The sequence below is a fragment of the Amycolatopsis ruanii genome, assembly GCF_003385175.1.
Taxonomy (GTDB): domain Bacteria; phylum Actinomycetota; class Actinomycetes; order Mycobacteriales; family Pseudonocardiaceae; genus Amycolatopsis_E; species Amycolatopsis_E thermalba.
In genome coordinates this window covers 1-12,694 of sequence record NZ_PQHY01000011.1, presented here as the reverse complement: position 1 = coordinate 12,694, position 12,694 = coordinate 1, and the positions used below count along the sequence as shown (strand labels likewise).

General features: G+C 71.5%; 15 protein-coding genes and 2 pseudogenes. 8 read left to right on the top strand and 9 right to left on the bottom strand.

Annotated elements, in window-relative coordinates:
- The first annotated feature begins 33 nt into the window (after positions 1 to 33).
- Positions 34 to 597 carry an aerial mycelium formation protein gene (locus D0D28_RS08270; RefSeq protein WP_094003164.1) on the top strand — a complete coding sequence of 188 codons (564 nt, stop codon included), beginning with the start codon at positions 34 to 36 and terminating at the stop codon, positions 595 to 597.
- Entirely contained in the window at positions 587 to 1,321 is a 735-nt protein-coding gene (locus D0D28_RS08265; RefSeq protein ID WP_116110250.1) for an SDR family NAD(P)-dependent oxidoreductase, read from the top strand. Before D0D28_RS08270 ends, D0D28_RS08265 begins: the two co-directional genes overlap by 11 nt.
- Here D0D28_RS08265 and D0D28_RS08260 read toward each other — a convergent pair whose 3' ends face one another.
- The gene (locus tag D0D28_RS08260) at positions 1,322 to 2,221 is read right to left on the bottom strand and encodes a hypothetical protein (protein ID WP_116110249.1); all 900 of its coding nucleotides are present in this window, start codon (positions 2,219 to 2,221) and stop codon (positions 1,322 to 1,324) included. It lies immediately after the preceding gene.
- Between the two features lie 198 nt (positions 2,222 to 2,419).
- Between D0D28_RS08260 and D0D28_RS08255 the strand changes: the two genes are divergently transcribed.
- The 3 genes from D0D28_RS08255 to D0D28_RS08245 all read left to right on the top strand — a co-directional run bounded on the left by D0D28_RS08255 (position 2,420) and on the right by D0D28_RS08245 (position 4,468).
- Positions 2,420 to 2,617, top strand: coding sequence for a DUF3073 domain-containing protein (locus D0D28_RS08255; protein ID WP_017985773.1), 198 nt, complete (start codon positions 2,420 to 2,422; stop codon positions 2,615 to 2,617).
- Positions 2,618 to 2,714: 97 nt separating this feature from the next.
- The gene (locus tag D0D28_RS08250) at positions 2,715 to 3,575 is read left to right on the top strand and encodes a 3-hydroxybutyryl-CoA dehydrogenase (protein ID WP_094003161.1); all 861 of its coding nucleotides are present in this window, start codon (positions 2,715 to 2,717) and stop codon (positions 3,573 to 3,575) included.
- 2 nt (positions 3,576 to 3,577) lie between these two features.
- Positions 3,578 to 4,468 (top strand): Gfo/Idh/MocA family protein, encoded by an 891-nt coding sequence (locus D0D28_RS08245; RefSeq protein ID WP_094003160.1) that lies wholly within the window; start codon positions 3,578 to 3,580, stop codon positions 4,466 to 4,468.
- Here the strand turns inward: D0D28_RS08245 and D0D28_RS08240 are convergent.
- Positions 4,454 to 5,430: pseudogene (locus D0D28_RS08240) on the bottom strand (helix-turn-helix transcriptional regulator). The gene D0D28_RS08245 and the pseudogene D0D28_RS08240 sit on opposite strands and share 15 nt — an antisense overlap.
- 62 nt (positions 5,431 to 5,492) lie before the next feature.
- Here D0D28_RS08240 and D0D28_RS08235 point away from each other — a divergent pair.
- Positions 5,493 to 6,062 carry a DinB family protein gene (locus D0D28_RS08235; protein ID WP_094003158.1) on the top strand — a complete coding sequence of 190 codons (570 nt, stop codon included), beginning with the start codon at positions 5,493 to 5,495 and terminating at the stop codon, positions 6,060 to 6,062.
- Position 6,063: 1 nt separating this feature from the next.
- Positions 6,064 to 6,501: a VOC family protein gene (locus D0D28_RS08230; RefSeq protein WP_116110248.1), complete on the top strand. Its 438-nt coding sequence runs from the start codon at positions 6,064 to 6,066 to the stop codon at positions 6,499 to 6,501.
- Positions 6,502 to 6,523: 22 nt separating this feature from the next.
- Here the strand turns inward: D0D28_RS08230 and arfB are convergent, their stop codons facing one another.
- The 6 genes from arfB to D0D28_RS08200 form a co-directional block, all read right to left on the bottom strand.
- Positions 6,524 to 6,961 carry an alternative ribosome rescue aminoacyl-tRNA hydrolase ArfB gene (gene arfB, locus D0D28_RS08225; protein WP_116110247.1) on the bottom strand — a complete coding sequence of 146 codons (438 nt, stop codon included), beginning with the start codon at positions 6,959 to 6,961 and terminating at the stop codon, positions 6,524 to 6,526.
- A complete protein-coding gene (gene purM / locus D0D28_RS08220) occupies positions 6,942 to 8,012 on the bottom strand; it encodes a phosphoribosylformylglycinamidine cyclo-ligase (protein ID WP_116110246.1) in 1,071 nt (356 codons plus the stop codon). Before purM ends, arfB begins: the two co-directional genes overlap by 20 nt.
- Positions 8,013 to 8,041: 29 nt before the next feature.
- A complete protein-coding gene (gene purF, locus D0D28_RS08215; protein ID WP_094003154.1) occupies positions 8,042 to 9,556 on the bottom strand; it encodes an amidophosphoribosyltransferase in 1,515 nt (504 codons plus the stop codon).
- 131 nt (positions 9,557 to 9,687) lie between these two features.
- The gene (locus D0D28_RS08210; RefSeq protein ID WP_116110245.1) at positions 9,688 to 10,065 is read right to left on the bottom strand and encodes a hypothetical protein; all 378 of its coding nucleotides are present in this window, start codon (positions 10,063 to 10,065) and stop codon (positions 9,688 to 9,690) included.
- Positions 10,052 to 10,291: a DUF397 domain-containing protein gene (locus tag D0D28_RS08205; protein WP_094003152.1), complete on the bottom strand. Its 240-nt coding sequence runs from the start codon at positions 10,289 to 10,291 to the stop codon at positions 10,052 to 10,054. The genes D0D28_RS08210 and D0D28_RS08205 overlap by 14 nt, the downstream gene beginning before the upstream one ends.
- A 226-nt stretch (positions 10,292 to 10,517) precedes the next feature.
- The gene (locus D0D28_RS08200; protein ID WP_094003151.1) at positions 10,518 to 11,396 is read right to left on the bottom strand and encodes a helix-turn-helix domain-containing protein; all 879 of its coding nucleotides are present in this window, start codon (positions 11,394 to 11,396) and stop codon (positions 10,518 to 10,520) included.
- Between the two features lie 153 nt (positions 11,397 to 11,549).
- On the opposite strand from D0D28_RS08200, the gene D0D28_RS08195 reads away from it, so the two are divergent.
- On the top strand, positions 11,550 to 12,383 hold the full coding sequence (locus D0D28_RS08195; RefSeq protein ID WP_094003150.1) for an SAM-dependent methyltransferase: 834 nt from the start codon (positions 11,550 to 11,552) through the stop codon (positions 12,381 to 12,383).
- Between the two features lie 167 nt (positions 12,384 to 12,550).
- On the opposite strand, the pseudogene D0D28_RS08190 reads toward D0D28_RS08195, so the two are convergent.
- Positions 12,551 to 12,694, bottom strand: a pseudogene (locus tag D0D28_RS08190) (IS630 family transposase); the annotation flags it as partial.

Sequence of the window (12,694 nt, the reverse complement as noted above, 5' to 3'; positions counted from 1 at the left end):
GCGCCGGGGCCCGGCATGGAGCACTATGTCCCGGTGATCGAAGTCCGGCCGGGCGGACGCCGTCGCATCGACCGTGTCCTGGACCCCGGCTACGTGCACGGCCTCGCCGGCCTGTCGCTCGAGCAGCTGCGCGAGCGCCGGGACGAGGCTGCCCAGGAGGAGACCGATCTCTCCTACCTGCGGCGGCTGTTGCACGCGCGGATCGACATCGTGCGGGCCGAGCAGGAGCGGCGGCGCTCCGGCGGGGGCAGCATCGTCGACCAGCTGGCCACGATCCTGTCCGACAACGCGCTGCGCCCGGCCCGCGGGTCGGGGCGGTACCAGCAGCTGGAGCCCTCGCGTGCCGGTGAGTACCGGCGCCAGGCCGAGGCGCTGGTGGGCAACGCCGACCTGACCGACGTGGGCGCCCTCTCCGACGACAAGCTCGCCGAGACCCTCGCGGACTACAACGGCGAGGAGTCCTCGGTGTCCCAGCGGCGGCGCGAGGTGCAGGCCGTGGTCGACCAGCTGAACGCCGAGATCGCCGCCCGCTACGCGAAGGGCTCGGCCTCCGTGGACGACCTGCTGGCCGCCGAACGCGCGGACGATGCCGGCTGACGTCGCCCTGGTCACCGGCGCGTCCCGCGGTCTCGGCGCGGCCGTGGCCCGGCGGCTGGCGCGCGACGGGTTCGCCGTCGCGGTGAACTACCGCAGCGATCACGACGGCGCGGGTGAGGTGGTCGCCGAGATCGCCGAGACCGGTGGCCGCGCCGCCGCCTTCGCCGCCGACGTGACCGACCCCGCCGAGGTCGACCGGCTGATCAGCGCCGTCGAACACGGGCTGGGCCCGGTCGCGGTGCTGGTCTGCAACGCCACCGGGCCGCAGCCGGACACCGCGGTGTCCGACCTGGACTGGCCGGACTACCTCGCGCACCTGGAGTTCTTCGTCAAGAGCCCGGTCCTGCTGCAGCGCCGCGTGCTGCCCGGGATGAAAGCCCGCGGTGGCGGCCGGATCATCCACATCGGAGCCGAGTCGGAACGGACGGCGCCGGCCGGGGCCGCGGCCTACGTGACGGCGAAGTCGGCGCAGCTCGGGCTCGCCCGGGCCGCGGCGAAGGAGCTGGCCGCGTGGCGGATCACCGTGAACACCGTGGCGCCGGGCTGGGTGCCGGTCGAGCGGCACGCCGGGGTGGACCGCACCGCCTACCTGGCCGGGGTGCCGCTGGGGCGGCTCGGCGAGCCCGACGACGTGGCCGCCGCCGTGCGCTACCTGGCCTCCGACGACGCCCGGTTCGTCACCGGCGTGCGGCTGTCCGTCAGCGGTGGCGCGGTCACGGACTGATCAGTTGAAGTGCTCCCGCGCCGCCAGCTCGCTCCAGTAGTCGCGCAGGTCGGTGAACAGCTCGGCGATCTGCTCGACGTCGCCGGAACGCAGGGCGTCCATGATGCTGTGCACCTCCTCGGCGCTGGTGTCGGACTCCAGGACCGGGTCGGCGATCAGCTGCACCAGCCCGCCGTAGTCCAGCTCCACCGCCGAGGCCGGGTCGAAGTTCGTCAGCCACCGGGCGGTCTCGGCCAGGATGCGCGCCGGGCCGGAGTCGCCGAGGGTTTCCTCCACCAGTTCCCGCGCCTCGGCCACCCGCTGGGTCGCGTCGCCCATCGCGACGCGCCAGGAGACCTCGCGCTCGGGGTCGTCCGGGCCGGAGCCCAGGTTGAGCCTGCGGTGCTTCGGGTCGACCAGCGCGAACCACGGCAGCGGCACGGTCCAGGTGGTGGACAGGACGTGCACGGCGGCCTGCGGCAGATCACCGAGCGCGGAGCTGGCCCTGGCCTTCAGCTTCTCCTCGCTCACCCCGGTCGAGTCGAGCACCGCGGCGTGCAGCGACGGGTGCGCGTCACCGAGGAAGCTCACCAGCGCGGCGGCCGAGCGGGCCCGTACCTCCAGCGGGCACACGAGCGGGCCGGGCCCGACCTTCGCGCCGGTGGCGGTCGGGACGTCGGCCGGGTCGAGCACCAGCACGTCCAGGTTCGGCAGCGCCCGCCCGCCGGGCAACTCGCCCGGCAGCAGCCGGACCGGGCTGGTGGTCTGTGACTTCAACCACATGAGCTGTTCCCGCTCGGCGGCCGCCGCGCGGCTCAGCTGGGCCTGCTCGACGGCTTTGCGCAGCCCCGCGGGGGGAGGGTCGCCGAACGCGGACAGGGGCTCATACACCCGGAGGTAGGCCACGAACGGTCGGAGCACCGTTGAATCGTGGCACGTCGCCGCCCGCTCGCGACCACCGACCGGCGCAACAGCCGACACTGTCGTGACAAGCACACGAAGCCACGTCGCATTGGACCCCTCGGACAGGGTACGGTGTCACCAGGAACCAATTGTCGAGACGATGCGGGGCCGCCGATTCCCCCGGCCGCCCCGTTCCCTGTGCGAGGGGGTCGAGCCATGGGGCGCGGCCGGGCCAAGGCCAAGCAGACGAAGGTGGCGCGAGAGCTCAAGTACAGCACTCCCGACACAGATTTCGCTGCGCTTCAGCGCGAGCTGTCAGGACAGTCCTCCAATTCTCATCCTCGGGAAGAGGACGAGAAGTACGAGGACCCGTACGACCCGTACGCCGACGAGTACGACGACTACCGTCGTTGACGTCTGACCAGCACACGAGGGTGGGTCCGGTCGTGACCGGAACCCGCCCTCGTGTGCTGTGTCATGCGTCGTCGGGCGCCGGAACTGGAGAGGTGCGATGGCGGACATCCAGCGAGTAGGCGTGGTCGGAGCCGGGTTGATGGGCTCCGGGATCGCGGAGGTGCACGCCCGTGCCGGTGCGGACGTGGCGGTCACCGAGGTGAGCCAGCCGGCGCTGGACGCCGGGCGTGCCCGCATCGAGAAGTCGCTGCAGCGTGCGGTGAAGGCGGGCAAGCTGTCCACCGACGACGCCGACGCGGCTCTCGGGCGGCTCACGTTCACCACCGACATCGCCTCCTTCGCCGACCGCGACCTCGTGATCGAGGCCGTGATCGAGCAGGAGCAGGCCAAGGTCGAGGTGTTCCGCTCGCTGGACAAGATCGTCGAGCGGCCGGACGCGATCTTCGCCTCCAACACCTCCTCCATCCCGATCATGAAGCTGGGCATGGCGACGAGCCGTCCGCAGCAGGTGATCGGCATCCACTTCTTCAACCCGGTCCCGGTGCTGCCGCTGGTCGAGCTGGTGCCGTCGCTGCTGACCGGTGAGGACACGGTCAAGCGCGCGGACGAGCACGCCACCGGCTCGCTGGGCAAGACCGTGATCCGGTCGCAGGACCGGGCCGGGTTCATCGTGAACGCGCTGCTCGTGCCGTACCTGCTGTCGGCGATCCGGATGATCGAGTCGGGCTTCGCCTCGGCCGAGGACATCGACCGCGGCATGGAGCTGGGCACCGCGCACCCGATGGGTCCGCTGCGCCTGTCCGACCTGATCGGCCTGGACACCATCAAGGCGATCGCGGAGTCGATGTACGAGGAGTTCAAGGAGCCCCTCTACTCGCCGCCGCCGCTGCTGCTGCGCATGGTCGACGCCGGGCTGCTCGGCAAGAAGAGCGGCCGCGGCTTCTACTCCTACGGCTGATCGTGGACGAGCCACTGCGCGTCGGGCTGGTCGGCGCGGGTCCGTGGGCCCGCACCGTCCACGCGCCCGGCCTGGCCGACCACCCCGCGACGCGGTTGAGCGCGGTGTTCACGCGCCGCGTGGAGGCCGGCCGTGAGCTGGCCGAGCCCTACGACGCCGAGGTCTGCACCAGCCTGGACGAGCTGCTCGGCCAGGTAGACGCCGTCGCCTTCGCGGTGCCGCCCGCCACGCAGGCCGAACTGGCGGTCGAGGCGGTCAAGGCGGGCAAGCACGTGATCCTGGAGAAGCCGATCGCCGCCGATGTCGCGGGCGCCGAGCGGCTGGCCGACGCCGTGTCCGGCGCGGGGGTGGTGAGCCTGGTGATGCTGACCCTGCGCTACGCGACCGCGACGCGGGACTGGCTGGCCGGCCTCGCCGCCGCCGGGAGCTGGAGCGGCGGTGGCGTGCGGTGGCTGTCGGGCGGTCTGCTCGGCGGCCCGTACTCGGCCTCGCCGTGGCGGCAGGAGGACGGCGGCACCCTGGCCGACGTCGGGCCGCACGCCGTCGACCTGCTCGACGCCGCGCTCGGCCCGATCGAGCGGGTGCGCTCGGCGCACCGCGGGCCCCACGACCTGTGGCACATCGTGTTCCAGCACGAGGGCGGCGCGCTCAGTTCGGCGACGTTGTCGCTGCGGCTGCCGCTGCGGCCGACGGTGGTCGAGTTCGCCGTGTACGGCGAGCACGGGTACCGCACGCTGGGCCGCAAGGAGGGCGGCGCCGGCCAGTCCTACACCGCGATGCTGGACGACTTCGCCGCGCTGATCGACACCGGCACCACGTCCCACCCGTGCGACGTCCACCGCGGCCTGCACATCCAGCGGCTGCTGGACAGCGCGCTGTCAATGGCCCGCTGACCCGGGATCACCTTCTCCGGCCATCGCGGCGACCCGTCGCGCGAGGCGGGCCGCGGCCTCCCGCAGCTCGGGCGGCTCCAGCAGCTCCGCCTCGAAGCCGAGCCGGGCGACGTGCACGGCCAGCCAGTCCAGGTCGTCGCCCCCGGCGACGAGCAGGCACCACCCGTCGCGGTCTTCTTCGACGCCCGGATCTGCGGCGGCACCAGGTCCCGCACCTCCGCGGCGCTGGCCCGCAGCCGCACCTTGGCGAGGTAGCGGTAGGGCGCCGCGGAGACCGATCGCTGCACGTACGCGACCGGGTCGGGGTGTTCTCGCGGCCGGAAGCGCCAGGTCGTCGCCGTCACCTCACGCATCCGGTCCAGCCGGAACGTGCGCCAGTCGTCGCGGTCGAGGTCCCACGCCATCAGGTACCAGCGGCGGTTGGTGGCGACCATGCGCACCGGCTCGACCGTGCGTTCGTGGTCCTCGCTGCTCCGGCCGGCGTACCGGAACCGCACCCGCACCGCGTCCCGGCACGCCCGGGCGAGCGTCACCAGCACTTCCGCGTCGATCTCGATCCCGGCGACGAGCGTTTCGGTGGCGCCGTGCACCGCCCGCACCTCGGCGCGCAGCCGCGGCGGCATGACCTGGTCGAGCTTCGCGAGCGCCCGCAGCGCCGCTTCCCCGGCCCCGGCGACCGTGCCACCGGAGGCGAGCCGCAGGGACACCGCCGTCGCGATGGCCTCCTCGTCGTCGAGCAGCAGCGGCGGGAGTCGCGTGCCCGCGCCGAGCTGGTAGCCGCCGCCGACGCCCGCGGTGGCCTGCACCGGGTAGCCGACCGCGCGCAGCCGCTCCACGTCGCGACGCACCGACCGGTCGGTCACGCCGAGCTCCGCGGCGAGTTCGGCCGCGGTCCAGGACGGCCGCCGCTGCAGCAGCGCCAGTAGCCGCAGCACGCGCTCGACGGTGACTTCCACGCTCATGGGTGAAATGGTTCCACAGATTGCGGAACGTATCTGTCCGCTATCCGTTGCATGCTGTCGCCATGGACCTCAACCGACTGCTTCGAGACCAGATCGACTGGCACTGGACCCACCAGCTGCGTGACCGCCTCGCCGGGCTCACCGACGACGAGTACTTCTGGGAACCGGCGCCCGGCAGCTGGAACGTGCGCCCGCGCGGCACGAGCACCGCGCCGGTGCAGGGCGGCTCCGGGGCGATGACCATCGACTTCGCGTTCCCGGAACCCGACCCGGCCCCGGTCACCACCATCGCCTGGCGGCTCGGGCACGTGATCGTCGGCGTGCTCGCCATGCGCAACGCCGCCCACTTCGGCCGCACGCCGACCGACTACCAGTCGTTCGACTACGCGCCGACCGCGGGCGAAGCGCTGGCCCAGCTCGACGCGGAGTACGCGATGTGGATGGCCGGTGTCGAGTCCCTCGGCGAGGAGGGCCTGGCGCGCCCGTGCGGCGAGGCCGAGGGCCCGTACGCCGAGTGGCCGATGGCCGCGCTGGTCCTGCACATCAACCGCGAGCTGATCCACCACCTCTCGGAGGTGTGCCTGCTGCGCGACCTCCACCTGCACACCCGGATCCGACAGGAGGCGAGCTGACGTGGCCCGCGAAATCCAGATCACCTTCGACTGCGCCGACCCGGCAGCGCTGTCGGCGTTCTGGGCGGAGGCCCTCGGCTACCAGCTGCAGGCCCCGCCCGCCGGTTTCGAGTCGTGGGAGCAGGCGCTGGAGGCGATGGGCGTGCCACCGGAGCGGCGCAACGACGCCTCGGCCGTGCTCGATCCGGACGGCAACGGGCCGCGGCTGTTCTTCCAGAAGGTGCCGGAGGGCAAGACGGCGAAGAACCGCGTGCACCTCGACGTGCGCGCCGCGCCGGGCCTCCAGGGCGCCGCGCGGATGGCAGCGCTGGAAGCGGAAGCCGAACGGCTGACCGGCCACGGCGGGAGGCGGTTGGCACGTCATGAGCCGAGCCCGCCGTTGGGGTTCGGGCACATCGTGATGGCCGATCCGGAGGGCAACGAGTTCTGCCTGGACTGAGCTCGGCCGCGGCTCGGCGGAGCTAGTCCTCGAACCGGCCGCGGCGGCCGCGCTTGACGTCGCCCCGGCGCTTCTTCTCCGCCAGCCGCCGCTCCTTCGCGCCGCGGGACGGTTTCGTCGGGCGCCGGGGCGGGGGCGGTGGTGCGGCCGCCGCCCGCAGGACCGCGACCAGCCGCCCGCGCGCGGCCTCGCGGTTGGCCAGCTGCGCGCGGTGCTCGCCGGCCGTGATCGTGAGCACCCCGTCGACCAGGCGCGACCGCAGCCGCTCCAGCAGCCGTGGTCGCAGGTCGTCCGGGACGGACGGGGAGCGGGCCACGTCGAAGGACAGCTCGACCCGCGAGTCCGTGGTGTTCACGCCCTGGCCACCGGGCCCGGACGAGCGCGAGAAGCGTTCCCGCAGCTCGGCGGCCGGGATCACCAGCCGGCGGGAAACCTGCAGGTCAGAACCGGGGGTGGTCACCGGCCAGCACCGCGCCCGGGGCGTCGGCGTCCTCGGTCGTGCGGACCTCGCCCAGCACCCACGCCGGCACGTGCCGCGCGGTCAGCACGGCCAGGGCCCGGTCGACGTCCTCGGACCCCACCACCGCGACCATGCCGACGCCCATGTTGAACGTCTTCTCCATCTCGGCCCGCTCGACCTTGCCGCGCTGCTGGATCAGCGCGAACACCGGCGCCGGCGTCCACGTGCTGCGCTCCAGCTCGGCACGCAGCCCGGCCGGGATCACCCGCGCCAGGTTCGCCTCCAGCCCGCCGCCGGTGATGTGCGCGAACGTGCGCACGTCGGCTTCGGCGGCCAGCGCCAGGCAGTCCTTGGCGTAGATCCGGGTCGGCTCGAGCATCTCCTCGCCGAGGGTGCGGCCGAACTCCTCGACGTGCCCCTCCAGCGGCATCCGCGCGATCTCCAGCAGCACGTGCCGGGCCAGCGAGTAGCCGTTGGAGTGCAGCCCGGACGCGCCCATGCCGATGACCACGTCACCCGGGCGGACCCGCTCCGGCCCGAGCACCTCGGACGCCTCGACCACGCCCACCCCGGTGGCCGAGATGTCGTAGTCGTGCTCGCCCATCAGGCCCGGGTGCTCGGCGGTCTCCCCGCCCAGCAGCGCGCAACCCGCCTGCACACAGCCCTCGGCGATGCCCGCGACCAGCGCGGCGATCTTCTCCGGCACGACCCGGCCGACGGCGATGTAGTCCTGCAGGAACAGCGGCTCGGCGCCGGTGACCACCAGGTCGTCCACGACCATCGCGACGAGATCGATGCCGACCGTGTCGTGCTTGTCGAGCGCCTGCGCGACCGCGATCTTCGTGCCCACCCCGTCGGTCGAAGAAGCGAGCACCGGCTCCTTCCACCGGTCGAGCTTGAGCGAGAACAACCCGGCGAACCCGCCGACCCCGCCCAGCACCTCGGGCCTGCTCGCGCGCTCGGCGTGCGGCTTCAGCAGCTCGACTGCCTGGTCACCGGCTTCGATGTCGACGCCGGCTGCGGCATAGGTGGCGCTCGTGGACTCGCTCACGGCAAGCGGACTCCTGGACTCGACTGAACTCACGGACGCCGGACGGCATCCTCAGCACCGTACCCGGCCTGGGTGACGGTCCGGGCATCCGCCGGGTCCAGCCCCTCCAGCACGTACTTGCCGATGAGGGCGTCGTCGGGCAGCTCGATCGGGTACCGGCCGTCGAAGCAGGCCGTGCACAGCCGCGTCTTCGGCTGCTCGGACGCGGCGACCAGGCTGTCCAGCGACACGTAACCGAGCGAGTCGGCGCCGATCAGCCGCCGGATGCCCTCCAGGTCGGCCCCGTTGGCCACCAGCTCGGCGCGCGAGGCGAAGTCGATGCCGTAGAAGCACGGCCAGCGCACCGGCGGCGACGCGATCCGGACGTGCACCTCGACCGCGCCGGCCTCGCGCAGCATCCGCACCAGGGCGCGCTGCGTGTTGCCGCGGACGATCGAGTCGTCCACCACGACCAGCCGCTTCCCGCGGATCACGTCGCGCAGCGGGTTCAGCTTGAGGCGGATGCCCAGCTGCCGGATGGTCTGCGAGGGCTGGATGAAGGTGCGGCCGACGTAGCCGTTCTTGACCAGGCCCTGCCCGTACGGGATGCCGGAGGCCTGGGCGTAGCCGATCGCGGCGGGGGTGCCGGACTCCGGCACCGGGATCACCAGGTCCGCCTCGGCCGGGTGCTCGGCGGCGAGCCGCTTGCCGATCTCCACGCGGGTGGCGTGCACGCTGCGGCCGGCGATGGAGGTGTCCGGCCGGGCCAGGTAGACGTACTCGAAGATGCAGCCCTTGGGCTCCGGGCTGGCGAAGCGCGAGGACCGCAGGCCCTCGGCGTCGATCGCGATCAGCTCACCGGGCTCGACCTCGCGGACGAACGACGCGCCGACGATGTCCAGCGCCGCGGTCTCGCTCGCGACCACCCAGCCGCGCTCCAGCCTGCCGAGCACCAGCGGGCGCACGCCGTGCGGGTCGCGGGCCGCGTAGAGGGTGGACTCGTCGGCGAAGACCAGGCAGAACGCGCCGCGCAGGGTGGGCAGCAGCTCCAGGGCGGCCGCCTCGGTGCCCCGGTCCGCGGAGGCGTCCGCCAGCAGCCCGACGACCAGGTCGGAGTCGCTGGAGGAGCCGGTCAGCTCGCGGTGCGGCTTGAGTCCCGCGTCGAGGGTGCGGTCCCGCAGCTCGGCGGTGTTGACCAGGTTGCCGTTGTGGGCGAAGGAGATGCCGCTGCCGGTCGCCGTGTGGCGGAACATCGGCTGGGCGTTCTCCCAGGTCGAGGACCCGGTGGTGGAGTACCGGCAGTGCCCGACCGCGATGTGCCCCTGCAGCGAGGAGAGCACCTGCTCGTCGAACACCTGGCTGACCAGTCCGAGGTCCTTGAAGACCACGATCTGCTTGCCGTCCGAGACCGAGATGCCGGCGGCTTCTTGCCCACGGTGCTGGAGCGCGTACAGGCCGTAGTAGGCCATCTTGGCGACTTCTTCACCGGGGGCCCAGACGCCGAAGACACCGCACTCTTCTCGCGGCTCGCGTTCGGGCTGGTCGTCGGTGTGGTGGGAAACCACGAAAGTGCTCCCTGGAGACGAGGGCAGGCCTACTCAAGTGTAGGTCGTGGCCGATCGAAGTGACGCCCCGTGGTCAGTGGCGCTGGCCACTGACCACCGGGCGTCGACTCCCCCTCATGGGAGCGGCTCGGTCAGCTCGACGCGAGCCAGGTGGCGCGGCCGGTGCCGGTGGGCACCCAGCAGCCGCCGCGGGCGGGCGTCCCGTGCTCCGGGGCCGCGGTGGCGTCCGGCAGCGCGAGCAGCTGGTCCAGCACCGGCGTGGCGTCACCGGCGGTGCGCCACAGCACGGTCTTGGGCGCGAGGATGTCCTCCTCGTCGCCGGGCATCCGCGTGGCGACCACGTCGTCCTCGGCGTTGAGCCGGACGACGTCGATCACGGAGTCGTGGGCGCGGACGCCGACCACCGCGATCACGGCGCCCTTCGCGTCGCGCGGGTGCACGAACTGGTAGCCGCGGGAGATGAGGTCCTGGAGCCGGTCGTCGACGGTCTTGGCGTCAGTTGAGGACATCGTCGAACTCGCCGTCCTTCGCCCCCGCGACGAACGCAGCCAGTTCGGCGCGGGTGTAGATGAGCGCGGGTCCTTCGGGGAAGCGGGAGTTTCTGACGGCGATCTGGCCCGTGGGCAGCTGGGCGAACTCGACGCAGTTGCCGTTGGCGCCGCTGCGGGCGCTCTTGCGCCAGGAAGCGCCGGTGAGGGCGTCGGCGGGCATGCCGTTCACGATGTGCTCAGCCATACTTCCCCAACCTTCCGGGTCAGTGCATCTGCGTGGTGCAAATGCACGTGCACTGGCCTTGTGGCGATCAAGCTACCACTGGTGACTGCACGCGTAAATGCACGTGCATGGCCGAGGCTAATCCCAAATCGGAGCGTGAGTAACGGCGCGGGTAGAGTAATTCGATCGGGTGATGAAACCTGTCCTGGTTGGCCTTGTTCCGGCTACTCGTCGTCACCCATTTCGCCTAGAGCTCTTCCCGCTTCTTCACCAGCATCTGACGCGTCCGATCGGGTGTTTCCGCGTCCACGGCCAGGCGATCGAACGCGCGGCCGTAGACCTCCAGGTCCTCCGGCTTCTCCAGGTACTGCGCGCCGTTGAGGTGCTCGACGTAGGCGATGTTCGGCAGGTCCGGCTCGGCGAACTGCAGCAGCGAGAAGGCGCTTTCCGCGGCGAACCCGCTCATGTCGTACGGGATCACCTGGATCGTGATGTGGGGCATCTCGATCAGCTCCAGCAGGTGGTCGATCTGCTGCCGGAGCACGCCGGCGCCGCCGAACGGGCGTTCCAGCACGGCCTCGTCGAGGACGGCCCACAGCCGCGGCGGTTTCGGCCCGTTGAGCAGCTTCTGGCGGCGCATCCGCAGGCCCACCTTGCGCTCGACGCCCTCGTCCCGGCTGTCCGGGTCGCCGTGGCTGATCACCGCACGCGCGTAGCGCTCGGTCTGCAGCAGCCCGGGCACGAACATCAGCTCGTACGTGCGGATCCGGGAAGCCGCCTCCTCCAGACCGATGTAGTTGTCGAACCAGCTGGGGACGAGGTCGTTGTAGGGGTGCCACCAGCCGGGCTGGTTGGACTCCTTGACCATCTTGACGGCCCACTCCCGCTCGGCCGGGTCGTGCACGCCGTACATGGTCAGCAGGTCGGTGACGTCGCGTTCCTTGAAGCCGACGCGGCCCAGCTCCATGCGGCTGATCTTCGACTCGGACGCGCGGATCTCCCACGCCGCCTTGGCGCGGGTGATGCCCGACTTCTCGCGCAGGCGGCGGAGCTGGGTACCGAGGATCATCCGGCGGGCCGTCGGGCCGGTGGGCTGTTCGGAGCCGGGGAGGTCGATGGGAGCCATCAAGGACCCTTCCTCGCAGAAATCACCAGCCATCCAACTTACAGCGCGGTGTGCCGCAGTCAAGTGCGGTGTGCATTTACGGGCCGCGGTACGCCCCTTACCCTACGGGGGTCCGAAAATTTCATTCGTATTCGATATGCCCGGGAGACCGCGATGTCCGGTGCCACCGCTCCCTATCCGAGTGCAGTCCCCGTAGGTGTGGACCCGACCAGGGCGAGCATCGCGCGCGTGTACGACGCCGCGCTCAACGGCAAGGACAACTACGAGATCGACCGCCAGGTGCTGGCGCAGGTCCGCACCGTGGCGCCCCAGGTGAACGACCTCGCCTGGGCCAACCGCGACTTCCTGATCCGCTCCTGCCGCTTCCTGGCCATGCAGGCCCGCATCGACCAGTTCCTCGACCTCGGCTCCGGGCTGCCCACGGCGGAGAACACCCACCAGGTGGTGCAGCGGGTCAACCCCGAGGCCAAGGTGCTCTACGTCGACAACGACCCGGTGGTGCTCGCGCACGGCCGGGCGCTGCTCGAGGAGAACGAGAACACCCACTTCGTCGCGGCGGACATCTTCCAGCCCGAGCAGATCATCGAGCACCCGGAGATCCGCGACTTCCTCGACTTCGAGCGGCCCATCGCGCTGCTGCACGTCGGCACGTGGCACCACTACCTGGGCGACGACGGCGGCGAGAAGATGGCCACCTACATCGACGCCCTCGCGTCCGGCTCGTACGTGTCCATCGCGCACTTCTACAACCCGGGCACGCCGGAGCACGCGGAGCTGGCCGTCAAGATGGAGGAGAAGTTCATCCACAGCCCGATGGGCAGCGGCCGGTTCCGCTCCAGGGAGGAGATCCAGGCGCTGTTCCCGGGCCTGGAGATGGTCGAGCCGGGCCTGGTCCTGTGCGACGACTGGTGGCCGGACGGTCCGCGGCTCCAGCCGCTCAACCTCGTCCGCCAGTGCATCGCCGGCGGCGTGGGCCGCAAACCGTAAAACCCGTAAAACTACGACTGCGGCTTGCTTGGCGGTGCGGGTGGCGGAACCTCAGCCGCCCCCTCGCTGTGGGATCGCCTCCTCATGAATGCCAATTCACCACGTCGGCGCTGTCCTCGCGAGGAGACGGCTGAGAACCCGCGGCGGTGCGAGCTGCGTGCGGGGTTCTAGTGTCCTGAGTTATTAATTCGCGTGCAGTAGCGTGCGATGGAGTCAAGGATCTGGTCGGCGGTCTTGGTCCAGACGTAGGGCCGTGGTTCGTTGTTCCAGGTCTCGATCCATGCGCGGATGTCGCGATTGAGCGCGTGGAC

Excerpts from the sequence above, each read along its gene's own strand:
- D0D28_RS08205 (WP_094003152.1), bottom strand. The coding sequence starts at position 10,291 with ATGGCTGAGCACATCGTGAACGGCATGCCCGCCGACGCCCTCACCGGC.
- D0D28_RS08265 (WP_116110250.1), top strand. The coding sequence starts at position 587 with ATGCCGGCTGACGTCGCCCTGGTCACCGGCGCGTCCCGCGGTCTCGGC.
- D0D28_RS08200 (WP_094003151.1), bottom strand. The coding sequence starts at position 11,396 with ATGGCTCCCATCGACCTCCCCGGCTCCGAACAGCCCACCGGCCCGACG.
- D0D28_RS08210 (WP_116110245.1), bottom strand. The coding sequence starts at position 10,065 with ATGTCCTCAACTGACGCCAAGACCGTCGACGACCGGCTCCAGGACCTC.
- D0D28_RS08250 (WP_094003161.1), top strand. The coding sequence starts at position 2,715 with ATGGCGGACATCCAGCGAGTAGGCGTGGTCGGAGCCGGGTTGATGGGC.
- D0D28_RS08235 (WP_094003158.1), top strand. The coding sequence starts at position 5,493 with ATGGACCTCAACCGACTGCTTCGAGACCAGATCGACTGGCACTGGACC.
- D0D28_RS08255 (WP_017985773.1), top strand. The coding sequence starts at position 2,420 with ATGGGGCGCGGCCGGGCCAAGGCCAAGCAGACGAAGGTGGCGCGAGAG.
- D0D28_RS08195 (WP_094003150.1), top strand. The coding sequence starts at position 11,550 with ATGTCCGGTGCCACCGCTCCCTATCCGAGTGCAGTCCCCGTAGGTGTG.